The organism is Clostridium sp. CM037, assembly GCF_055081095.1.
The window spans coordinates 1,263,554-1,287,262 of the sequence record NZ_CM143650.1; the positions used below are offsets into that span (position 1 = coordinate 1,263,554).

Annotated in this window: 19 protein-coding genes and 1 other annotated feature; of the genes, 15 read left to right on the forward strand and 4 right to left on the reverse strand. The window is 33.9% G+C overall.

Annotated features, from left to right (window positions below):
- Positions 1-21 precede the first annotated feature (21 nt).
- Genes leuB through leuC form a run of 3 tightly spaced genes read right to left on the reverse strand, consistent with a single transcriptional unit; the run spans position 22 to position 2,845 of the window.
- Positions 22-1,092 carry a 3-isopropylmalate dehydrogenase gene (gene leuB, locus ACWJKP_RS05915; RefSeq protein ID WP_165414597.1) on the reverse strand — a complete coding sequence of 357 codons (1,071 nt, stop codon included), beginning with the start codon at positions 1,090-1,092 and terminating at the stop codon, positions 22-24.
- Entirely contained in the window at positions 1,092-1,583 is a 492-nt protein-coding gene (gene leuD, locus ACWJKP_RS05920; protein ID WP_165414596.1) for a 3-isopropylmalate dehydratase small subunit, read from the reverse strand. The genes leuB and leuD overlap by 1 nt, the downstream gene beginning before the upstream one ends.
- Positions 1,583-2,845 carry a 3-isopropylmalate dehydratase large subunit gene (gene leuC / locus ACWJKP_RS05925; RefSeq protein ID WP_165414595.1) on the reverse strand — a complete coding sequence of 421 codons (1,263 nt, stop codon included), beginning with the start codon at positions 2,843-2,845 and terminating at the stop codon, positions 1,583-1,585. The genes leuD and leuC overlap by 1 nt, the downstream gene beginning before the upstream one ends.
- A gap of 256 nt (positions 2,846-3,101) precedes the next feature.
- Positions 3,102-3,324: a binding site (T-box leader), on the reverse strand.
- A gap of 316 nt (positions 3,325-3,640) precedes the next feature.
- Here leuC and ilvN point away from each other — a divergent pair.
- The 15 genes from ilvN (at position 3,641) to ACWJKP_RS06000 (ending at position 22,056) form a co-directional block, all read left to right on the forward strand.
- Positions 3,641-4,144 carry an acetolactate synthase small subunit gene (gene ilvN, locus ACWJKP_RS05930; RefSeq protein WP_165414594.1) on the forward strand — a complete coding sequence of 168 codons (504 nt, stop codon included), beginning with the start codon at positions 3,641-3,643 and terminating at the stop codon, positions 4,142-4,144.
- A 32-nt stretch (positions 4,145-4,176) separates the two neighbouring features.
- Complete coding sequence (ilvC, locus tag ACWJKP_RS05935) at positions 4,177-5,169, forward strand: ketol-acid reductoisomerase (RefSeq protein ID WP_165414593.1); 993 nt, start codon at positions 4,177-4,179, stop codon at positions 5,167-5,169.
- A gap of 196 nt (positions 5,170-5,365) precedes the next feature.
- On the forward strand, positions 5,366-7,030 hold the full coding sequence (ilvD, locus tag ACWJKP_RS05940) for a dihydroxy-acid dehydratase (RefSeq protein WP_462961447.1): 1,665 nt from the start codon (positions 5,366-5,368) through the stop codon (positions 7,028-7,030).
- A 1-nt stretch (position 7,031) separates the two neighbouring features.
- Positions 7,032-8,693 carry a biosynthetic-type acetolactate synthase large subunit gene (gene ilvB / locus ACWJKP_RS05945; protein WP_165414591.1) on the forward strand — a complete coding sequence of 554 codons (1,662 nt, stop codon included), beginning with the start codon at positions 7,032-7,034 and terminating at the stop codon, positions 8,691-8,693.
- Positions 8,694-8,905: 212 nt separating this feature from the next.
- A complete protein-coding gene (gene pdxS / locus ACWJKP_RS05950; protein WP_165414590.1) occupies positions 8,906-9,775 on the forward strand; it encodes a pyridoxal 5'-phosphate synthase lyase subunit PdxS in 870 nt (289 codons plus the stop codon).
- Positions 9,776-9,777: 2 nt separating this feature from the next.
- A complete protein-coding gene (pdxT, locus tag ACWJKP_RS05955) occupies positions 9,778-10,368 on the forward strand; it encodes a pyridoxal 5'-phosphate synthase glutaminase subunit PdxT (protein WP_165414589.1) in 591 nt (196 codons plus the stop codon).
- Between the two features lie 653 nt (positions 10,369-11,021).
- Positions 11,022-12,416: a sigma-54 interaction domain-containing protein gene (locus ACWJKP_RS05960; RefSeq protein ID WP_165413162.1), complete on the forward strand. Its 1,395-nt coding sequence runs from the start codon at positions 11,022-11,024 to the stop codon at positions 12,414-12,416.
- Between the two features lie 261 nt (positions 12,417-12,677).
- A complete protein-coding gene (gene ortA, locus ACWJKP_RS05965) occupies positions 12,678-12,968 on the forward strand; it encodes a 2-amino-4-oxopentanoate thiolase subunit OrtA (protein WP_165413163.1) in 291 nt (96 codons plus the stop codon).
- 28 nt (positions 12,969-12,996) lie between these two features.
- Positions 12,997-14,409, forward strand: coding sequence for a 2-amino-4-oxopentanoate thiolase subunit OrtB (gene ortB, locus ACWJKP_RS05970; RefSeq protein ID WP_165413164.1), 1,413 nt, complete (start codon positions 12,997-12,999; stop codon positions 14,407-14,409).
- Between the two features lie 45 nt (positions 14,410-14,454).
- On the forward strand, positions 14,455-14,820 hold the full coding sequence (locus tag ACWJKP_RS05975; RefSeq protein ID WP_165413165.1) for an ornithine aminomutase subunit alpha: 366 nt from the start codon (positions 14,455-14,457) through the stop codon (positions 14,818-14,820).
- Positions 14,820-17,027, forward strand: coding sequence for a D-ornithine 4,5-aminomutase subunit OraE (oraE, locus tag ACWJKP_RS05980; protein WP_462961448.1), 2,208 nt, complete (start codon positions 14,820-14,822; stop codon positions 17,025-17,027). Before ACWJKP_RS05975 ends, oraE begins: the two co-directional genes overlap by 1 nt.
- Positions 17,028-17,042: 15 nt before the next feature.
- Positions 17,043-18,416 carry a GlmL-related ornithine degradation protein gene (locus ACWJKP_RS05985; protein ID WP_165413167.1) on the forward strand — a complete coding sequence of 458 codons (1,374 nt, stop codon included), beginning with the start codon at positions 17,043-17,045 and terminating at the stop codon, positions 18,414-18,416.
- Between the two features lie 16 nt (positions 18,417-18,432).
- Positions 18,433-19,503, forward strand: coding sequence for an ornithine racemase Orr (gene orr, locus ACWJKP_RS05990; protein ID WP_165413168.1), 1,071 nt, complete (start codon positions 18,433-18,435; stop codon positions 19,501-19,503).
- A gap of 58 nt (positions 19,504-19,561) precedes the next feature.
- Positions 19,562-20,608, forward strand: a complete 1,047-nt coding sequence (ord, locus tag ACWJKP_RS05995; protein ID WP_165413169.1) for a 2,4-diaminopentanoate dehydrogenase — start codon at positions 19,562-19,564, stop codon at positions 20,606-20,608.
- Between the two features lie 26 nt (positions 20,609-20,634).
- Positions 20,635-22,056: an amino acid permease gene (locus tag ACWJKP_RS06000; protein WP_165413170.1), complete on the forward strand. Its 1,422-nt coding sequence runs from the start codon at positions 20,635-20,637 to the stop codon at positions 22,054-22,056.
- Positions 22,057-22,231: 175 nt separating this feature from the next.
- Here the strand turns inward: ACWJKP_RS06000 and lysA are convergent, their stop codons facing one another.
- Positions 22,232-23,527, reverse strand: a complete 1,296-nt coding sequence (gene lysA, locus ACWJKP_RS06005; protein WP_165413171.1) for a diaminopimelate decarboxylase — start codon at positions 23,525-23,527, stop codon at positions 22,232-22,234.
- Positions 23,528-23,709 lie beyond the last annotated feature (182 nt).

Here is a 23,709-nt window from a genome sequence, read left to right on the forward strand (position 1 = left end):
AGTTTCTTGAGGCTTTTACTATTATATTTCTTTTGCAATAAGGTCGGACATTTCCGAAGTGCTAACGGATTTCATGCCAGGTTGCATTATGTCAAATGTTCTATATTTTTTGTCTAAAACCTTAGATACTGCATCTTCAACATCTTTTGCGGCAATTTCCATATTAAAACTATATCTAAGCATCATTGCTATGCTCATTATAGTTGCAATTGGATTAGCTTTATTTTGGCCAGCAATATCTGGTGCTGAACCGTGTATTGGTTCATATATACCAAGAGTGCTGCTACCTAAACTTGCAGAAGGAAGCATTCCAAGGGAACCCGTAAGCATTGAAGCTTCATCACTTAGGATATCACCAAACATATTTTCAGTTAAGATTGTATCAAATTGCCCTGGATTTCTTATAAGCTGCATCGCACAACTATCAACTAATTGTACATCGAGAGTTACATCTGGATAATCTGATGCCATTTTTGTAACGACTTCTCTCCAAAGTCTTGAGGTCTCAAGCACGTTAGCTTTATCAACTAATGTAAGCTTTTTAGTTCTTTTTCTTGCAGTTTCAAAACCAACACGAGCTATTCGCTGGATTTCATAAGTCGAATAAGCCATTGTGTCACATGCCTTTTGGGCACCTCCATCTAGGTCTATTCTAGATTTTTCACCAAAATATATTCCACCTGTTAATTCCCTAATAACCATAATATTAATGTTACCTTTAAGAATTTCTGGTTTAAAAGCTGAGGCATCTTTTAATTGTGGGAAAAGAATAGCAGGTCTTAAGTTTGCAAAAACCTCAAGTTCTTTTCGTATTCCAAGTAAACCAGCCTCAGGTCTTGAGTTTCCAGGAAGTTTATCCCACTTAGGGCCGCCAACAGAGCCAAGTAAAACTGCATCACTATTTTTACAAGTATCTATAGTTTCCTGTGGAAGAGGAACTCCCGTTTTGTCTATAGCTATTCCGCCCATTAAAACATCAGTATAAACAAATGGAAAGTTATATTTTTTAGATATTACATTTAACACCTTAATTGCACCTAGAACAATCTCTGGTCCAATTCCATCTCCTTTAATAACAGCTATCTTTTTCATTAAACTTCAGTCCTTTCTTTAAGATAATTTATAAGACCTTCAGCATTAATTATATCTTGCATAAATGCTGGGAAAGGTGTTGCCTTATAAGTTTTTCCTTTTGTTTTGTTTATGATAACCCCAGTAGAAACATCAATTGATACATCATTTCCTTCTTCAATATCCTGAGCGGCTTCTGTGCATTCTAAAATAGGTAAACCTATATTAATTGAATTTCTGTAGAATATTCTTGCAAAAGTTTCAGCAATTATACAACTAATTCCTGCAGTCTTTATAGCAAGAGGTGCATGTTCTCTTGAAGATCCACAACCAAAGTTTTTACCAGCAACCATTATGTCACCATCTTTAACTTTGCGTGTGAAATCATTATCGATATCTTCCATACAATGTGATGCAAGCTCTTTTGCATCTGAAGTATTAAGATATCTTGCAGGGATAATAACGTCAGTATCTACATTGTTACCAAATTTTATAGCTTTTCCTTTAAACATTACATTACCTCCTCTGGTGAACAAATTTTTCCTGTTATAGCTGATGCTGCAGCAACTGCAGGGCTGCAAAGATATACTTCGCTTTCAGGATGGCCCATTCTGCCAACAAAATTTCTGTTTGTAGTAGAAAGAGCTCTTTCTCCCTTTGCAAGTACTCCCATATGTCCACCGAGACATGGTCCACAAGTTGGCGTACTTACGGCAACTCCAGCTTCTATAAATATTTCAATTAAACCTTCTCTAATTGCCTGAAGATAAATTTTTTGAGTTGCAGGGAAGATTAGTGTCCTTATTTTAGGATGGACTGTTTTACCTTTGAAGATACTTGCAGCCATTCTAAGGTCTTCTATTCTTCCATTAGTACAAGAACCGATAACTACTTGATCGATTAAAACTTCACCAACCTCATCGATAGTTCTAGTATTATCAGGAAGGTGAGGGAAGGCTACAGTAGGTCTTATAGTACTTAAATCGATTTCTATTACCCTAGAGTATTCTGCATCAGCGTCAGCACTGAAAATTACAGGAGTTTTAGTTGAATGCTGTTTTACATATTCCAAAGTTTTAGTATCAACTTCAAATATTCCGTTCTTAGCACCTGCTTCAATAGCCATATTGGATATTGTAAATCTGTCATCTATAGATAGATTAGCGAGGCCTAGACCTGTATATTCCATTGACTGATAAAGTGCACCATCTACTCCTATCATTCCTATAATATGAAGGATTACGTCTTTACCACAAACCCACTTTTGCATTTTACCAGTTAAAATAAATTTTATTGCTTCAGGTATTTTAAACCAACATTTTCCACTTGCCATTCCTGCTGCCATGTCAGTTGAGCCAACTCCAGTAGAAAAAGCACCTAAAGCACCATAAGTACAAGTGTGAGAATCAGCACCTATTACAACATCACCAGTTACAACAAGCCCTTTTTCAGGAAGTAGTGCATGCTCTATACCCATTTGACCTACCTCAAAATAGTTCTCAATTCCTTTTTCATATACAAATTTGCGGGTACATTTACATTGCTCAGCGGATTTAATATCCTTATTTGGAGAGAAATGATCTGGAACAATTGCAATTTTTTTTTTATCAAAAACTTTCTCAACACCCATTTTGTTGAACTCATTTACGGCTACTGGGGTTGTTATATCATTACCTAAAACTAAATCAAGATTTACCATAACTAATTGGCCAGATTTTACCTCTTTTAAACCAGCATGTGATGCAAGTATTTTTTGTGTCATCGTCATTCCCATAGTAAATTTAAACCTCCTTTTAAAAATTGATAGACATTTTATAAAGTATAATTTTTTATTTTGAATAGTAACATATTAAATCATCTCCTGCGGAGCTGCAACATCTTCATAGAAGATGCATTAACGACTTCAAAAGGAGATTGATACTTCCACTGAAGTTTTCCATTTGTTAGGATATGTAACTCCCACTCATAGAAGTGGGAGACATTCCTTCTGAAATGTCGTTAAAAAAAGGTACAAAAAAACAGACGTCTTCACTTGGGGCGAAGAGTCTGTCGCGGTACCACCCATATTTATAACTTAATTTAAGATAACGGTTTGCACCGGTAAGACCTACTAATAAGGACACTATTAAGCGCAACTTAGTTTAAGTCTACAACTCGAGGGTAAGTTTCAACATCCAATTATTTAGGGTTGTCAGCTTTATCCCTTCTCTGTAAAACATCCTGATGCCTAATTGTCCCTGTCATAGTATTTATTATATTAGTCGTTATTTTATCAATCGATCCATTGTTTGTCAATATACAATTTCATTTTTATCAATATCTCATCCTCTTATTTAACACTAAAATGACAACTCCCCCTTATCAAAGATTTTATAGTTGTAAGTAACTTTCTAAAAATTTACTTGTACTATAATATAATACGATTAAAAAAATATGTCAATATGCAATAAAAAAAATATACTGATTAACGTTGACAATTTATTTTTTTGATGGTAAGATACATAAAATGTTTGGTACAATTTACAAATTTATTGGAAATTATTTAATTGTGGAAAAGGAGGCGATATTTTTGATTTCACATGTATTGTCAATTCTAGTTGACAACAACCCAGGAGTACTAACAAGAGTATGTTCATTATTTAACAGGAGAGGTTTTAATATTGACACTGTTTCATCTGGTCATACCGAAGATGAAAAATTAACACGAATAACTTTATTAACTAAAGTTCGTGATGATGATGATGATGAAGGAATCAATCAAATAATTAACCAGATAAAAAAATTAGAGGATGTTCACAAAGTTGAGGAATTTGATAATGAAAACTCTATTTGTAAGCAAATGTTGTTTATAAAGGTTAAAGCAGAGGGCAATGACAGACGGGAAATCATAAATATCGGAAAAGCTTTTAAAGTTTCAATTATAGACATAACTCCAATAAATTTAATTATTCAAATTATAGGAGACAATAGTAAATTGTGTGCTTTTGAAAATTTGATAGAGTCGTTTGGGATTTTGGAAATAGTTGGAAGTGGATTTATTGCAATGAAAAAAGATGCAGATGCAATAATCTAAAAATATGAGCGAAAAATTAGGGGGAATTAATAATGGCGAAAATGTATTATGAAGAGGGATGTAATTTAGAAAACTTAAAAGGTAAAAAGGTTGCAGTAATAGGGTATGGTAGCCAAGGACATGCGCATGCATTAAACTTACATGAAAGTGGTGTTGACGTTATCGTTGGTCTTTATGTGGGAAGTAAGTCTTGGGAAAAAGCTGAAGAAGCGGGATTAACCGTTATGACTGCAGCAGATGCAGCAAAGGCAGCTGATATCATCATGATACTTATTAACGATGAAAAGCAAGCAAAATTATATAAAGAAAGCATCGAGCCAAATCTCACAAGAAATAAAGCTTTAGTATTTGCTCATGGATTTGCTATTCATTTTGGTCAAATAGTTCCACCAGCAGATATCGATGTATTCCTTATAGCTCCAAAGGGACCAGGACATACAGTTAGAAGTCAATTTTTAGAAGGCAAAGGGGTACCATGCCTTATAGCTATACATCAAGATGCTTCAGGACATGCAAAAGAAGTGGCTTTAGCTTATGCTTTGGGAATAGGTGGTGCAAGAGCTGGAGTTATGGAGACTTCATTCAGGGAAGAAACTGAAACAGATTTATTTGGAGAACAGGCAGTTCTATGTGGAGGTGTTACAGCTCTTATAAAAGCAGGGTTTGAAACTCTTGTAGAAGCGGGTTACCAACCAGAAATGGCATACTTTGAGTGTTGTCATGAAATGAAACTTATCGTAGATATGATAAACCAAGGTGGTTTAAACATGATGAGACACTCAATAAGTGATACTGCAGAATATGGTGATTACATAACAGGAAATAAAATAATAACTGTAGATACGAAAAAAGCTATGAAAGGTGTATTAAGAGATATCCAAACAGGAGCTTTTGCTAGAGACTGGCTTCTTGAAAATCAGATTGGAAAACCATTTTTTAATGCGACAAAGAGGATAGAAAGTGAACATCAAATAGAAGAAGTTGGTGATAAGCTTAGAAAAATGATGTCTTGGATGAAAAAATAGTTTTAATTTGATACTTAAAATATAATAACTTAAATATTAAGTTATTAATAGTGTTTAATGAGAACCAAGTTCTAAAAAATATAAAATTGAACTTGGTTCTCTTTGACATCTGGATTAAGTAGAATATAAATTAATTGAAGATGAGAAACAATTAAATAAAGAGAAAGGTTTAGCTAAGTTTTGAGGAGGAGATATTATGAAATCTGATGCTACAAGAAAGGGTATAGGAAAAGCACCTCACCGTTCACTATTTAAGGCTTTAGGATTTATAGACGAGGAAATGAATAGACCACTTATAGGTGTAGTTAGTTCCTATAGTGAGATAATTCCTGGTCACATGAATTTAGATAAAATAGCTCAGGCCGTTAAGGATGGAATAAGAATGGCTGGAGGAGTCCCTGCTGAATTTGGAACAATTGCTGTATGCGATGGTATCGCTATGGGCCATATGGGAATGAATTACTCTTTGCCTTCAAGGCAGTTAATTGCAGATAGTATTGAAATAGTTGCAGATGCACATGCATTTGATGGTTTAGTTTTTATAACAAACTGTGACAAAGTTGTTCCTGGAATGCTTATGGCAGCAGCTAGGGTAAATGTTCCATCAATATTTATTAGTGGTGGACCAATGCTCGCTGGTAGAATGAATGGGAAAGTTACAGATTTAAGTTCAGTGTTTGAAGCGGTAGGTTCAGTAAATTCAGGTAAGATGACATTAGAAGAATTAGATGAACTTGAGAACTCAGCTTGTCCTACTTGTGGTTCTTGTTCAGGGATGTTTACTGCTAATTCTATGAATTGTTTATCAGAAGTACTAGGAATGGCATTACCTTTTAATGGAACTATACCAGCGGTTTATTCAGAGAGAGTAGGTCTTGCAAAAAAAACAGGGATGCAAATAATGGAACTTGTAAAATTAGATATAAAACCAAGAGATATCATGACAAAAGATGCATTTACAAATGCCATTACCGCAGATATGGCTCTTGGGTGTTCTACAAATTCTTTGCTTCATTTACCAGCTATAGCTTATGAAGCTTGTATAGATTTTGATCTAGATTACGTAAATGTAATTAATGCAAGAACTCCAAATATTTGCAGGTTAAGTCCAGCAGGTAGCCATCATGTGGAGGATCTGCATTTTGCAGGTGGAATTCCAGCGGTTTTAAATGTACTTTCAGGTAAGGATTTAATAAATAAGGACTGCATGACAGTAACAGGTAAAACTATATATGAAAATGTAGAGGATGCAAAAATAAAGGATGCATCAGTAATTAGAACTGCGCAAAATCCATATAGCACAACTGGCGGATTGGTAGTTTTAAAAGGAACACTTGCACCAGATGGAGCAGTTGTTAAGAAGTCAGCAGTTGCGCCTGAAATGATGAAGTATACAGGAGCTGCAAAAGTATTTGATAGTGAAGAAGAGGTAACAAAAGCAATATATGGTGGTAAAATAGTAGCCGGTGATGTAGTTGTAATTAGATATGAGGGACCAAAGGGTGGCCCGGGGATGAAAGAAATGCTTTCCCCTACGGCTTCACTGGCCGGAATGGGACTAGATAAAAGTGTTGCATTAATAACTGATGGTAGATTTTCTGGTGCAACAAGAGGAGCATCTATTGGTCACGTATCTCCAGAAGCAGCTGAGGGTGGACCTATTGCATTAGTTAAAAATGGAGATTTGATAGAAATAGATATAGAGAATAAAACATTAAATTTATTAGTAGATGCAGCGGAATTAAAGCAAAGAAAACCTGAAGGAAAGATGAAGGAAGCTAAGGGGTATTTAAGAACTTACAGAAAATCAGTTTCTTCAGCTAATAAAGGGGCAATTTTCGCAGACTCAAGGAGGGATTAATTTGAAATACAAAGGTGCAAGAATTTTATTAGAATGTCTTAAAGAACAAGGCGTAGATATTATTTTTGGCTATCCAGGTGGAGCCGTACTAAATATATACGATGAACTTTATTCATTTGAAGGAATAAATCATATTTTAGTTACTCATGAACAATGTGCAGCTCATGCTGCAGATGGATATGCTAGAGCGACTGGAAAAGTAGGCGTATGTCTTGCAACTTCTGGACCTGGAGCTACAAATCTTGTGACAGGCATTGCAACTGCTTATATGGATTCTGTACCTATGGTTGCAATCACTGGCCAAGTAGAAACAAAGTTAATAGGTAAGGATTCATTTCAAGAAGTAGATATTGTTGGTATAACAATGCCTATTACAAAGCACAATTTTTTAGTGAAAAGTGTTGAGGAATTAGCATCTACAATAAGAAAAGCCTTTAAAATTGCAATGAGCGGAAGACCTGGACCTGTACTTATAGATATACCTAAGGATATAACTGGAATTGAATGTGAATACTCCTTTGAAAAACCACAGGTAATAGAGCAGAAAGTCGTAAAAACAAATCAACTTAAGCATGCTATTGAATCCATTCAAAAATCCTGTAAACCAATAATTGTAGTTGGTGGTGGGTGTAACATATCAGAGGCTGAGGAAGTACTAATAAAGCTTCAAGATAAATTAAAGTGCCCAGTAAGTAGTACTATGATGGGCATTGGTGCTTTTAGCGGACTACACCCAATGTACACAGGTATGCTAGGTATGCATGGAACATATGCGTCTAATAGATGCATAACTTCAAGTGATTTAATTATTGCCATTGGAGCTAGATTTAGTGATAGAGTTATTTGTAATTCTAATACATTTGCAGTAGATACTAAGGTTATCCATATAGATATTGATGAGGCGGAAGTCTCAAAAAATATAAAAGCAGATAGCTGGATAATTGGAAATGTAACCGATGTATTAAAAAGTTTATTACAAATGCTTCCTGGGAGAGAAGATAATGAATGGACAATTTATGCAAAAAAACTAATAAAAAAAGATAAGACAAGGGTTATAAAAATAAATGAATTTGATGATGTAAATCCTCTTTATGTAATTAGAAAAATTTGTGAAATTACAGAGGGTAAAGCTATAACAACTACTGAAGTAGGCCAAAATCAAATTTGGGCAACTCAGGCATTTACCTATACTAAGCCAAGAAATTTTATTAGTTCAGGTGGCCTAGGTACTATGGGTTATGGGTTTGGAGCTGCAATAGGTGCAAGTTTGGGAAAGAAAGAAATGGTTTTTAATATTGCAGGGGATGGTAGCTTTAGGATGAATCTTAATGAGCTCGGTACTGCTGCAAGATATAATATTCCTGTTAAAATAATATTACTAAATAATGGAGTTTTAGGAATGGTAAGACAATGGCAGAATGTGTTTTACTCAAAAAGGTTTTCTTGTACTACATTAGAACGAGATACTGATTTTGTAAAAATTGCTGAAGGCTTTGGAGTCAAAGGGATTAGAGTTGATCATAACAGCGATGTTGTGGATGCATTAAAAGAAGCAATAGACTGGAAAGGACCTGTTGTTATTGATTTCAGAGTAGCCCCTGATGAAATGGCTTCACCAATGGTTTCACCTGGTGCAAGTCTTGAAATGATGTTTGAGATATAGTGAATGCACTGTAGCTTAGCTAAAATACGTTGGCATTCTTGCAACAGGATATAATGTAATAGGTTAGTTGAAGGTATAAAAAATGGAAAACTATAAACAATATTATGCTGATTTTATAGAAATTACGCACTATAAGCGTATCCATACACTTACGTATGTTATATACATATGGTATACTCTTCCTATTAAATAAATTATTGGGAGGTTATTTTATGGAAAGATATGAAATTAATAAAAATCTAGCTCAAATGTTAAAGGGCGGAGTAATTATGGATGTTGTGAATGTTGAACAAGCAATAATTGCAGAAAATGCAGGGGCTTGTGCGGTAATGGCACTAGAGAGAGTACCGTCAGATATTAGAAAAGAAGGTGGCGTGGCTAGAATGTCTGACCCTAGAATGATTAAAGAAATAAAGGCAGCTGTTTCTATTCCGGTAATGGCTAAAGGTAGGATAGGACATTTTGTTGAGGCACAAATTTTGCAGGAAATAGGGGTAGATTTTATAGATGAAAGTGAAGTTTTGACTCCAGCAGATGAGCAGTATCATATAAATAAATGGGATTTTAAGGTTCCTTATGTTTGTGGAGCAAGAAATTTAGGAGAGGCACTAAGGAGGATTGGAGAAGGTGCTGCAATGATAAGAACAAAAGGTGAAGCAGGTACAGGAAATGTAGTTGAAGCTGTCGGGCACATGAGATGTATAATGGATGAAATTAGAAAAGTGAAAAATGCTCCAAAAGAAGAGCTAATGACAATTGCTAAAGACTTTGGAGCCCCAATTAATTTAATTGAATACGTATGGGAAAATGGTAAACTTCCAGTAGTAAATTTCGCTGCAGGTGGGATAGCTACGCCAGCTGATGCAGCACTCATGATGCAACTTGGGGCAGAAGGGGTTTTTGTAGGTTCAGCAATATTTAAAGCAGAAAATCCACAGGCGGTAGCAAAAGCTATAGTTTTAGCAACTACATACTATAGTGATCCAAAAGTTATAGCTGAAGTTTCAGAAAATCTTGGGAAAACAATGAGTGGTATAGAAATAAGTGAAATTAAAGAGAAGTTTGCAGAAAGAGGATGGTAAAATTGAAAATTGGAGTTTTATCACTTCAGGGTGGTGTAATAGAACATATAAATCATATTAATAAGCTTGGACATGAAGGTGTAGAGATTAAGAAAATTGAGGATATCGAAGATATACAGGGAATCATATTACCGGGTGGGGAAAGTACAACGATAGGGAAACTTTTAAGGGAAAGAAATATGCTTATGCCTTTAAGAGAAAAAATACTATCAGGATTACCTGTGTGGGGAACTTGTGCTGGTATGATACTACTTGCTAAATATATTGAGGGATCAGACAATGAATATCTTGAAATTATGGATATAAAAGTAAAAAGAAACGCCTACGGAAGCCAAATAGATAGCTTTAAAAGGAATGTTGTAATCAATGAGATTTCAAGTGAGCCGTTGCCACTAGTTTTTATTCGAGGACCATTAATTACAGAAGTTTCAAGCGATGTTAAAATAATATGTACTGTTGATGATAAAATTGTAGCAGCAAAACAAAATAATATGTTTGCTACGTCTTTCCATCCGGAACTTACTGATAGCTTAGAAGTTCATAAATATTTTATAAATATGTGCAGCTCTAATAAAATAAAGCTTTATTTATAAACTAATATTATTCCCATACATTTTAAGTTTCGAACTTATTTGAAAATTAAAATGTATGGGATATTTATTTATACTTAAAATAATCTGCAATATTAGGGAGCTAATATGGTAGACATTTATGTTGCAACAATTTGGTATGCTTAAAATTTTACATATTTCTAATGGATTGTTTCTGATTCCACCTTATAAACTCCACCAAGTCCTACCTTAATTTAAATTTTATTTATGGTATATGTTAAATAAACATTGCTACGATGAAAGATTTTATAATCCTAATAGCATTGAAATTGAACGATTAAGTGGATTTACTCATGTGAATAATATACCATAAACTAATAAAAATGAAAATAACATTGAACATAAATCTGGTAAAGAGGTAGTGGGAGTATATTTAAAAATTAAATTATAAAGTAAGGTTTTTGTAGTATAATGAAAATAATAATAAATAGATTTAATGTGAAAAAATATGGCAACAATAAAAAACTTGGAATATTTAATACTTGATTTATCCATGAGTATAATCTTTTTTTTTATTAGAAAGTAGATGAACTTTAATTGTCTACTATTAACATGTTATACATCAGATATAGAAAGGAAGTGAGTATTTAGTGGGTTTGTGTTCATTTTATATAAGCTCTCGCTAAAGATAAAGTATGGATAGTAAAGTTCTAAACGCAGACAAGGTATTAGAATGTCTATTAGAAAATTTGGAGGAAGGAATTCAAGTAATAGATTGTGAGGGCAAAACTATATATTATAATAGTGCCATGGAAAAAGTAGAAGGTGTAGATAGTAAAGAAGTAATAGGGAAAAAGGTTAATGAGTATCTAGAGGATGTAAAAGACGATGAGTCTACACTTATGAGTGTATTAAAGACGGGTAAAAAAATTGTGGATTTAATACAACATTATGGTAACGGATATAAGAAAAAAGTCACTACTGTAAATACTACTGTGCCAGTAATATTAAAGAATAAAGTTGTAGCAGTGATTGAAATAGCTAAAGACATGACGCAGCTAAAGGAACTAACTGAAAGCGTTTGTAAATTGCAAAATTCAAATAAAAAAGTTGATAGACATTTTACTTTTAGTGATATATATGGTGATAATCCTGCTATGAAAAGTGTTATAGAAAAAGCTAAGAAAGCTAGCATGTCAAGTTCATCTGTATTATTATATGCAGAGACTGGATCAGGAAAAGAAGTTTTTTCTCAAAGTATTCATTATGATGGGTTAAGGAAAGATAAGCCATTTATACCTATAAATTGTGCAGCTATTCCTGCTCTATTACTAGAGGGAATGCTTTTTGGTACAGAAAAGGGCGGGTTTACAGGGGCAGAGAGTAAAAAGGGATTATTTGAAGAGGCAAATCATGGAACTCTTTTATTAGATGAAGTTAATTCTTTAGAACCGTATCTTCAATCTAAGCTTTTAAGAGTACTTCAAGATGGTTATATAAGGCCTGTGGGAAGTACTAAAAGTATATATATTGACGTGAGAATAATAGCTACGTTAAATGAGGAACCAGAGAAACTTATTGAGAGTGGTAAATTGAGGAAAGATTTCTATTATAGGGTAGGTGTAATGAGAATAAATATACCTCCACTAAGAGAAAGAAAAGAGGATATTACTATATTTGTAGACAATTTAATTGAAAAATATAATAAAATTCTATGTAAGAATATAAGAGGTATCGATGAAGATATGATGAGAAAACTTCAAGAATATAATTGGCCTGGAAACATTCGTGAATTAACAAATGTTATTGAAGCTGCAATGAATATGGCGGACAATAATTCGATTTTAACAGAGAACTATTTTGATTCTATAATAACATATGAAAATTGTGAAAATATTCAGGACATTACGTCAAATAGAGATGGAAGCTTTGATTTAGAAAGTTATATGAGTAATATTGAAAAAAGTTTAATAAAGAAAATGTTAAAAAAAAATAATTGTAATGTTAGTAAAACTGCTAGAGAACTTAGTATTTCAAGACAAAATCTTCAATATAAAATAAAGATACATAAAATAACGGAAAAATATTAAAACAGCAAAATTATTTGCTATTAATGCAAAATAATTTGCACATATAGTTAGTCACAAGAAACACTGAGGTTACTTAAAATTAGTAGTTTTAATTCTTAATTATAAAAAAAATATGCAGAATATTTTGCGAATTTAAAACACATGTATTTGAGTAATGGCTTAAACACATGTGTTTTTTACTTGGCATGGTAATTGCTGTATATTAAAGTGAGTATATCAATAAAGTGCTTTAATAAATATTAAATTTGGGAGGTATAAATTATGATAAAAAAAGGCATCTGGGTTGAAGTAGAAGAAATCGTTTTAATGCCAGAAGACAGAGCTTTAAATATACCAGATGAGACAAAAAAAACTCCTCTTAAATGTTGGATAAGAGGGAAGTGCCTTAGTGATTGTGAATTAGGAGATGAAGTGCAAGTTGAAACTAATGTAGGCAGAATTGCTAAAGGTAAAGTTGTTGAAATAGAGCCAGGATATTACCACACCTATGGTAAGTATGTTGAAGAAATAAGTAATATAGGAAGACAAGCTAGGGAAATAATAGCACAGTAGGTGATAATTTAAGAGGAGGTTATAAAGTATGAATAAATATGATGAGCTTATGGCCCGAAAGAATGAAATAATTCTTAAATCTATAGGAATAGATTATAGTAAATACGAAACTGGTAAGCTTTCATTTGATTATGAAGCTTTGATGAGAGATGTTGAATACTCATTTGCAGAAGTTAAAGAAATTCAAAATGATGTAGGGGTAGGAAATACTCCACTTCTTGAACTAAGAAATATAACAAAATTAGCAAGAAAGGTTTCTAAGACTGGACGTGCGGCTAGAATATTTGTAAAGGATGAAAGCTGCAACCCATCCGGAAGTTTTAAAGATAGAAGAGCATGCATATCTGTATTTGATGCAATGAAGAGAGGGTACAAAGGCGTAGGGGCAGCTACGTCAGGTAATTATGGAGCAGCGGTTGCATCTCAAGCAAATATTAGAGGCCTTAAATGTATAATAGCAAATGAATGTTATGATTCAAGAAAAATAGGACAACCAGAAATATTAGAAAAAGGAAGAAAGTGTGAGGGGTTTGGATCAGAAGTTGTTAGACTTTCCGTAGGTCCTGAATTATTTTATACTTATCTAAAGATACTTGAAGATACAGGTTATTACAATGCTTCATTATATTCCTCGTACGGTGTAGCAGGAATTGAAACTTTAGGATATGAAATAGCTGAGCAGTGTAGAGAAAAATTAGGAAAAGATCCTGATGCAGTTATTATAACTCATGCAGGTGGTGGAAATGTTACTGGTACTGCAAGAGGACTTATTAGGGCAGGTGCAGTGGAAACAAAGATAATAGGGGCATCGGTTGACCTTTCTGGATTGCATATGGCATCTGATATAGGCTTTAACAAGAAATCGTTTACCACAGGCCATACAGGATTTGGAATTCCATTTATGACTTATCCAGATAGATCAGATGTACCTAGGAGCGCGGCTAGACCATTAAGGTATTTAGATAGATATGTAACAACTACTCAAGGTGAAGTATTTTGGATGACTGAAATATTAGCTCATCTTGAAGGCTTAGAAAGAGGTCCAGCAGGAAATGTATCCCTAGTAGCAGCTTTTGCAATTGCTCAGGAATACGATGATGATGCCGTAATCGTTGTCCAAGAAACTGAATATACGGGAGCTGGAAAACATTTATTGCCTCAGCTTAATTTTGCTAAAGAAAATGGGATTAAAGTTTATGTGGGTAATCCTAGCCAGCAAGTACCTGGCGAGAATATAGTAATTCCGTCTCATCCATCAATAGTAACAGTCACAGATATAGACATGGAAGGGTTGAAAAATTCCTACATGAAAAATGTTATTAAGAAATTGATTGAGAATAGAGTGCAGCAGGTTGATATTGAGTTTTTGTCTTTAGAAACAAAAATGTCTAAAGAAGAAATAGTAGAAATATTAAAACAGCATAATGTAGAAATGGCATAATCTTGCAAAACATAATCTTGAAATATGTTAGGGGGAGTTTAATTTATGAAAAGAGAAGATGATTTTGAAAAAAGAAGAGAACATTTGAAAGGTTTGACAAATGATCAGTTATATGAAAGATTTTGGAGCCTTACTAATCAAGTTGTAAAACCAATGGTGGATTTAGCGTATACGCATACATCACCAGCTATTGAACGTTCTGTAGTACTTAGAATGGGGTTTTCTAGTATGCAAGCTCAGCCTATAATTTCTTATGCAGCAAAATGGAATTTGATTGGAAAAGGTATAGGAAATGTAATTTTAACTTATGCAAAGCTTAAAAATATGGACTATCTTAAAGCAGGAGCAGAACTTTCTAAAGGAATAGGGTGGGATATTGTATCTGAAAAAATGAAGGGAAGTGAGAACTAATGCAAGAAAAATTACAAGAAAATGAAAAGCTTAATGTAGAAGAAATATTAAAAGACTTAGATAAGTATGAACCAAAATGGAGAGGATGGCACTGGAGAGAAGAAAATAAAACTGGAAAGGTTGGAGAATTCACATATCATGAAATATCAGCACCTTTAAAGAAGAGTCAACCTCTTCCAGCAGCGAGAAGCTTTGAAAATATAGATCCGCAACCAAGAGCAGTTATTACGACAGAAATTGCTTCAGGAAGATTTGAAGATGATATAAGAAGAATGAGAATGGCAGCATGGCATGGTGCGGATCATTTAATGGTTATAAGGACAATGGGTCAAAGTCACTTTGATGGATTATTAGAAGGAAGCCCAGAAGGGTTTGGGGGGGTACCAATAACTAGAAAAGAAATTAGAGCAACAAGAAAAGCTATAGATTTAATAGAAGAAGAAGTAGGAAGAAAAATTAATTTCCATTCCTATGTATCGGGCGTTGCCGGTCCTGATGTAGCGGTTATGTTCGCAGAAGAAGGCGTTAATGGAGCTCATCAAGATCCACAATACAATGTACTTTATAGAAATATTAATATGGTTAGATCTTTCGTTGATGCTGCAGTTGCAAAGGGTATAATGGCTCATGCAGGAATGCTTCAAATAGATGGTGCACATAATGCAAACGCAACAGCTATGAAGGGATATAAGGTAATGCCAGAACTTATGGTACAACATGCTATAAATTCTTGTTTTTCAGAACTCGTTGGAATGAAACCAGAAAACATTTCTTTATCAACTGTACCCCCAACATCTGCACCAGCTCCTTGTATGAGATATGATCTGCCTTATGCAGTAGCACTTCGTGAGTTTTTCAAAAGATACAAAATGAGAGCTCAAATGAATACTAAGTATATAGAGTCTTGTGAAAGAGAAGCTACAGTTGGACATACTTTGAATCTTTTAATATCAGAACTAACATCAGCAGACATTCAAAGTACAATAACTCCAGATGAAGGACGTAATGTTCCTTGGCATTATAATAATATTCATGCTATAAACACAGCTAAACAGGCATTTATAGGTATGGATGGATTAATGGACATGATAGAGCTTAAGAAAACAGGATATTTACCAGAAAAGGCAAGAGAAATTCAAGAAAGAGCTATTTTGTTCTTTGAGGAAATACTTGAAGTTGGTGGATACTTTAAAGCTGTTGATTCAGGATTCTTTATTGATTCTGGTCAATATCCAGAAAGAAATGATGATGGTATTGCAAGAAAGATTGCGGGCGGAGATGCTGTCGGAACAATTGTAAAAAGAGAATCAGATTATTTTGCACCAGTTTGTGGCCATTTTGGATACAATAATGTTCCAAAAGAATATAAAAGACCTTGCGATGCAATAGATGAATGTACATTATGTAACCATTCCAAAATTCAATATATTGATGAATTGGATGATAATGACAATGTATTTAAGAGAATGGAAGAAGTTAAAGAAGATGGTACTGTAATTCCAGAAGTCCAATGGGCTAAAGATGGGTATGTAAAAATCACTTTATGTATCCCGGAAAATGAACAAATTAGTGAAGCAGCAGCACTTGAAATGGGCACGCGAATGAATTTGAAAAATGTAGAAATTATTCATAAACAAGTGTTACAAAAAGCTGAGGGAACTCTTGTGGAAATAAAAGGCGTATGTGATTTCACACCTGTAAAACGTGATGAGTTAGTTCTTCCAAAGAGAAGAAAGTCACTAACAGATCAACAAATGAAAGATTATGTAAAAGGACATCCACTTAAGGTTGTTGCAGCCACAGTAGGTGAAGATGAACACTCTGTTGGAGTTCGCGAAGTTATTGATATTAAACATGGCGGAGTTGAAAGATTTGGTATAGAAGCAATTTTCCTTGGAACTTCATGTCCAATAGAAAAACTAGTAGATGCAGCTATAGAGTCAAAAGCTCAAGCTATATTGTGTAGTACAATAATTAGCCATAACGATGTTCATACAAAGAACATGAAAAAACTTAGTGATCTTTGCATCGAAAAAGGAGTAAGAGATAAGATTATACTTGTTTCCGGTGGTACACAAGTAACTGATGAAATAGCTAAAGCAAACGGTATGGATGTTGGATTTGGACGTGGATCAAATGGTACAGCTGTTGCATCCTTCATAATCAAAAGGTTAATGGGTTTGCCTGATAATGAAGAAGAAGAATAAAAGGGAGGATCACTTGTGAAGGTAGATTATCTTGTTGCTGAAATAGGTAGCACCACTACCCTGGTTACTGCTTTTAATGTATACTATGATGATAAGGGACAGGTTATTGTAGATATACCTTTTCAAGGTAATAGCTGTACGACAGTAATAGATGGTGATGTAACTATAGGATTAAAAAATGCTGTTAAAGATATTGAAAATCAAATTGGAGAATCAATTACATGGAAAAAGATGTTAGCGACGTCTAGTGCTGCAGGGGGACTTAGAATAACTGTTCACGGACTTATGCAGCAAATGACTGTTAAGGCTGCTAGAGAAGCAGCTCTTGGTGCTGGTGGTATCATAAAAATGGTTACTGCTGGTAAGATGCGAAAAAGTGATCTAAAGAGAATACATGATATAAATCCTAATATGATAATGATTGCTGGAGGCACTGACTATGGTGAAAGGGAAACCTCTCTTTATAATGCAGAAATTATAAGCCAAGAAAAATATAACAAACCCATTGTATATTGTGGAAATATTGAAAATAGGGAAGAAATAAAAGAGATATTTGAAGGCCAAGAACTTTATTTAATTGACAATGTTTATCCAAGTATAGACGAGCTAAATGTGGAACCTGCAAGGAAAGTAATACAAGAAGCATTTGAGAAAAATATTGTAAAAGCACCTGGAATGAATAAAATAAAAGAAATGGTGAATGGAAGCATAATGCCAACTCCAGGAGCAGTTATGGAAAGTTCAAAACTTTTATATGATATGATAGGGGACTTAGTAGTTTTTGATGTAGGAGGGGCTACCACGGATGTGCACTCTGTTACAGAAGGAGGTAGTGTAGTTCTAGATATGCTAATAAATCCTGAACCAAAGGCTAAAAGAACTGTAGAAGGAGACCTTGGAGTTTTTATTAACAGCAAAAATGTAATAGATTTACTTGACGTTAGGGATTTAGGTGAATATACTAAGGAATATATAAAGTTGCACATAAAACCTATACCGGAAGATATGGATGATATAAATGCAAGCAGCCTGCTAGCGAAGAAAGCTATATCCGTTGCAATAGATAGGCATGTAGGATTTATAAAAAGAAAATATGATGGTGAAAGTGGTTTTGTGGCTTATGGTAAGGATTTATCTGAGGTTAAATATATAATAGGTACCGGAGGGGCGCTTACAAGGCTTCCGAGTGGAGAAGCTTTGCTACTAGAAATAAGACACTTAAAAGACGAAGTTACAATGCTACCTAAAAAAGGTGCTAAAGTGCTTCTAGATAAAAACTATATTATGGCTTGTGCAGGGGTTTTAAGTAGAGAAAATAAAGAAGTGGCAATAGCGTTATTAACTCAAAGTTTAGGTATAACAAAGGATATGGGAATTAACGACATTTAAAAAGGAGAGTATCTATATGAAAAAAAATTATCCTTGTGTGGAAGTGAACTTGAAAAAATTAACACACAATGTAAAAACGATCCTAGCAATGTGTAATAAAAAGCATATAGATGTTACATCCGTAACTAAAGTATTTTGTGCACAAAAGCCTATTGTAGAAGCTATACTACGAGCTGGGGTGACTGAGGTTGCTGATTCTAGAATCTTAAATCTAAAAAAACTAAAAGATTTAAATTGTAAAAAGATGATGCTTAGAATTCCAATGATAAGCGAAGTCTATGAAGTTGTGAAGTATAGCGATTGCAGCTTAAATTCAGAGATCGACACAATTAGGAAGCTAGGAGCAGCTGCAAAAGATTTAAATAAGATGCACAACGTTATACTAATGGTAGATTTAGGGGATTTAAGAGAAGGCGTATTGATTGACGACGTAGCTTCAATTGTGAGTAAAATAGTAAAATTAGATAATATTAATTTAATTGGACTTGGAACCAATGTTACTTGTTATGGTGGGATAATTCCTGACACAGAAAACTTAGGTAAGCTTATAAAGTTAAAATTAGATATAGAAAAAAACTTTAGTTTAAGGTTACCTATAATTTCAGGGGGGAATTCTAGTAGTTTATATATGGTTATTAATGATACTATGCCAGAAGAAATAAATCAGCTTAGAATTGGAGAAGCAATAGTTCTTGGTAGGGAGACTTCTTTTGGACTCGCAGTACCTAATTGCTATGAAGATGCCTTTATACTCAGTGGGGAGGTAGTTGAAATAAAGAGTAAACCAACAGTACCAACAGGCACTATAGGAATGGATGCTTTTGGTAATAAACCTCACTTTGAAGATAAAGGAATAAGAAAAAGGGCTATTATAGCAATTGGAAGACAAGATATAAGAGTTGAAGGGTTAATTCCTTTGGACACAGATATAAGCATTTTTGGTGCAAGTAGTGACCATTTAATTTTAGATGTAACTGATAGTAAAAAAGAACTAACAGTTGGCGATATAGTAGATTTTAAAATAGATTATGGATGTTTGCTTGCAGCAATGACCTCTCCATATGTGGAGAAGTATTACAATAATTAATTAAGACGCAGTTTAAAACATATAGAGTAAAATATAAAATTATGAGGGGGAAAATATTATGAGAAATAAAATAAAAGTTGTAGTTTGGGGATTAGGTTCAATGGGAAGCGGTATTGCTAGAATGGTATTAAGCAAAAAAGGATTTACTATCGTAGGGGCTATTGACATGGATCCGAGTAAGGTTGGCAAAAAACTTTATGAAGTGTTAGGTGTTCCAGCAAATGAAGATAATTCATGTATAGTTACAAAAAATGCTGGAGATGTTATAAAGAAGGGTTTTGCAGAGGTTTGCCTTATGGCTACAGCTTCATTTACAAAAGTTGTATTTCCATTAATAAAAATGGCAGCAGTTGCTGGCATGGATATTGTAACAACAGCTGAGGAAATGTCCTACCCAAGAGCTTTAGACCCAGAATTATCAGATGAAATGGATAGAATTGCTAAAGAAAATAAGGTTTCAATATTAGGAACTGGAGTAAATCCTGGATTTATAATGGATTTAGTTGCAATAATGCTTACAGGAGTTTCTGACACAGTTGATAGTATAAAGGCTACTAGAGTTAATGACTTAGCTTGCTTTGGCAGGGCAGTTATGGTTGAGCAAGGTATTGGCTTAAAACCAGAAGCATTTATACAGGGTGTTAAAGACAATACAGTAGATGGGCACGTAGGATTTTTACAATCATTTGGTATGTTTGAAGAAGCATTTAATATTAAGTTCAATAATATTAGACAAGAAAAATCACCAATTGTTACAACTGTGCCACGTAAAACAGATATTATCTCAGTAAATGCTGGAGAGGTTGCTGGATGTAGCCAATTGGGATATGCAAATTTAGGAGATAAAGTATTTGCTACAATGGAACATCCTCAGCAGATAAGACCAGAACTTGAGAATGTTGATACTGGAGATTATATTACAATTAACGGAGTTCCAAACTTGAACCTTCAAATAAAACCAGAAATACCAGGAGGAATCGCTACAATAGCTATATGTGTTAATATGATTCCACTAGTAATGAATGCAGAACCAGGACTCAAAACAATGCTCGATTTACCAGTTCCAAGAGCAATACTATCAGACGTTAGAAATTTACTAAAGTAAAAAGATATTAGAGGAGGTTTTTTATATTGGAAGAAAATAATAAAAAATTAGGACTAGGGTTACTTGTTGCTTTAGGCATAGGTACTATGATTGCATCAGGTATTTTTAATAGCCCTACAGATTTAATAACAACAACAAATCCAATGGTAGTCCTAATTTCATGGGGTATTGGAGTTTTTGGGGTAGTAATGCTAGGATTAGTATTTTACTTACTTTCAAATAAAAAACCTGAATTACACGGAGGAATTTATTCCTATGCTAAAGATGGATATGGTGATTTTATAGGTTTTAATTCAGCTTGGGGTTACTTTACAAGTTCATTCCTTGGCAATGTTGCATTTATTGTTTTAATTTTCAAGACTATAAATAGCTTAATTGGAGAAGGATACACAATGCCTCGTGTTTTAGCATTTTTACTTGCATCTATTGTTTTGTGGTCATACTATTTTGTAATAAAAAGAGGAATTAGACAAGCTGGTATACTCAATTTGGTAGTTACAATTGGCAAAGTTATCCCACTAATTCTAGTAATTGTATTTGGCCTTTCAGCTTTTAAACTAGGTACATTTAATGTTGAAAATTGGAAGACAGTTTTAGCAGTCAGTGGAGACACCGTTAGTATAGGAAAACAGATAAGTGGCGCAATGGGAACAATTTTATGGTGCTTCGTAGGTGTTGAAGGCTTAGTAGTTTTGTCTCAAAGGGCAGAATCTCATATAGTGGTTGGAAAAGCAACAATAATCTCACTTGTTATAACAGCGATACTTTATGTATCAATATCTATATTGTCAATGGGTATTTTGCCAGCTAAGGCTTTAGTTGCAGCACAAACTCCATTAGCAGCTGTTTTAGCACAGACTGCATTGGGAAGTGCAGGGGCTATTATAGTTAAAGTGGGAATTTTAATTTCTGTTATGGGTGCTTTACTTTGCTGGCTTTTGATAACCACAGAAATTTTATATGTTCCAGCAGAACAGGATGGGTTAATGCCTAAATGGTTTAAAAAGAACAATGATAAAAATGTGCCTATAAATGCTCTTTTATTTGGAATGGTAGCAACACAAATAGGGTTGCTAGCTATGCTCTCACCAGGTTTGCAAAAAGCTTATTTTGTTGTGACACATATGTGTACTACTAATATATTAATACCATACTTATTATCTTCTATGTATGCATTTAAGGTATATAATAAAGAAAGTGGATATCTTAAGGAAAAAATTATAGCAGTAATTGCAGGTATATATTCAATTTATGTTATATATGCAGTGGGAATTGGATATTTAGGTTTAGCAGTTGTAATTTATGCATTAGGGTTAGGTTTTTATTTGAAAGCAAAAAAAGAAAAAAAAGAAGCTATTACTCAGAAAGAAAAGTTGTCCATGATAGTTATGGTTATAGTGGCGATTGTTATGATAATAGCAGCAGCTATGGGTAGAATTTCTGTTTAATGACATTTCAGGAGATGATTTAACGCAGAGTCTTTGTAATCATTATTACAAAGGAAATAAAAGGCAGTCCTACGGGATATGCCTTTTATTTTTATTATGGGGGGATTAAGCTTGGATTACTGATTTTTGGAAATGATATATCACTAAAATAAATAACAAATATTTTTTTTCTTTTTTAGTCTAAATCATTCCTTACGATATCCTCATAGGTTTCCCTTTTAACAACTAACCTTGAATTACCAGCCTTTAGCATTACCACTGCTGGTCTCGGTAATCTATTGTAATTACTGGACATGGAGTAGTTATATGCTCCTGTAGTAAGCATTGCAAGTATATCACCTGTTTCCATTTTAGGAAGCTTTATATCGTGGATCAGCATATCACCCGATTCACAGCATCTTCCTGCAATAGTTACAAGGTCTTCATTTTCTTTATCAGCCTTATTCGCAACAATAGCTTCGTTTTCAGCTTGATATAGGGCAGGTCTTGGATTATCTGCCATACCACCATCTACACTAACATATTTTCTTATTCCCTCAATTTCTTTTATAGCTCCTATTGTATAAAGGGTTATACCGTTTTCTCCGACTAACCATCTTCCTGGTTCAATGAGAACTCTAGGAGTTTCTAATGAATATTTCTTGCAATCTCCATATATATTACCCATTATTACTTCTATAAACTCACTCATTTCAAGAGGTTTATCGCCATTAGAATAGTAGATTCCAAAGCCACCGCCCATATTTAGCTCTTCTGTTTTAAGTCCTAAGTTGTTCTTTAAATCAAGCATAAATTCTGTCATTATATGAACAGCTTCTTTATAAACATCCTTATTAAACATTTGTGAACCTATATGACAATGTATACCGCTATATTTTATGTTTTCACATTTGCTTACCATTTCTATAGCCTCAAAAGCAACATTACCCTGTATAGGGAAGCCAAACTTTGAATCTAACTGTCCAGTAGAAATGTATTCATGTGTGTGACCTGAAATGCCAGGGGATATTCTTAAAATAGCCCTTACTACAACACCTTTCTTTTGGGCTATTTTTTGTAAAAGTTTCACTTCGTGAAAGCTATCGATAACAAAGCAGCCAACATTATTATCTATACCAAGTTCAATCTCTTCTTGCGATTTATTGTTGCCATGAAAATATACTTTTTCCATTGGAAAGCCAGATTTACATGCGGTATATAATTCGCCGCCTGATACAACATCTATGCCAAGACCTTCTTCTTTTATTATTTTGCACATGGCAATGTTGCTGAAAGCTTTGCTGGCATATAAAGCAAGCGTATTGGGGTATTTATTCATAAAATGCTCGCGCACCTGTTTACAACTCTGTCTTATTCCGTCTTCACTCATAACATAAAGAGGCGTCGTGAATTCTCCTGCCAATTTTACCGTATCGCATCCAAAAAACTCTAGATGTCCTTTTTCATTTACATTTAAATAATTTCTTTTCATGAAAACACCTCCTGGTTGATTTTGTGAAATTACTTTATTATCGATTTTTAGTGTTATTGTATTTATAAATTAGCAATTATCATGCCAATACATGAAAGTTATATAAATCAAAGATTTAGTTTATTAATGCGTCCAAAATATTGGAAAAAAATCTGTTCTAAATTTTTGTGAACTCCGAAAAG

Bases quoted from the DNA above. Each gene is read 5' to 3' on its own strand.
- orr (WP_165413168.1), top strand. From the start codon at position 18,433: ATGAAAAAAAATTATCCTTGTGTGGAAGTGAACTTGAAAAAATTAACA.
- ACWJKP_RS05975 (WP_165413165.1), top strand. From the start codon at position 14,455: ATGAAAAGAGAAGATGATTTTGAAAAAAGAAGAGAACATTTGAAAGGT.
- ilvD (WP_462961447.1), top strand. From the start codon at position 5,366: ATGAAATCTGATGCTACAAGAAAGGGTATAGGAAAAGCACCTCACCGT.
- leuC (WP_165414595.1), bottom strand. From the start codon at position 2,845: ATGGGAATGACGATGACACAAAAAATACTTGCATCACATGCTGGTTTA.
- leuB (WP_165414597.1), bottom strand. From the start codon at position 1,092: ATGAAAAAGATAGCTGTTATTAAAGGAGATGGAATTGGACCAGAGATT.
- pdxS (WP_165414590.1), top strand. From the start codon at position 8,906: ATGGAAAGATATGAAATTAATAAAAATCTAGCTCAAATGTTAAAGGGC.
- oraE (WP_462961448.1), top strand. From the start codon at position 14,820: ATGCAAGAAAAATTACAAGAAAATGAAAAGCTTAATGTAGAAGAAATA.
- lysA (WP_165413171.1), bottom strand. From the start codon at position 23,527: ATGAAAAGAAATTATTTAAATGTAAATGAAAAAGGACATCTAGAGTTT.
- leuD (WP_165414596.1), bottom strand. From the start codon at position 1,583: ATGTTTAAAGGAAAAGCTATAAAATTTGGTAACAATGTAGATACTGAC.
- ortA (WP_165413163.1), top strand. From the start codon at position 12,678: ATGATAAAAAAAGGCATCTGGGTTGAAGTAGAAGAAATCGTTTTAATG.
- ord (WP_165413169.1), top strand. From the start codon at position 19,562: ATGAGAAATAAAATAAAAGTTGTAGTTTGGGGATTAGGTTCAATGGGA.
- ortB (WP_165413164.1), top strand. From the start codon at position 12,997: ATGAATAAATATGATGAGCTTATGGCCCGAAAGAATGAAATAATTCTT.
- ilvC (WP_165414593.1), top strand. From the start codon at position 4,177: ATGGCGAAAATGTATTATGAAGAGGGATGTAATTTAGAAAACTTAAAA.
- ACWJKP_RS05960 (WP_165413162.1), top strand. From the start codon at position 11,022: ATGGATAGTAAAGTTCTAAACGCAGACAAGGTATTAGAATGTCTATTA.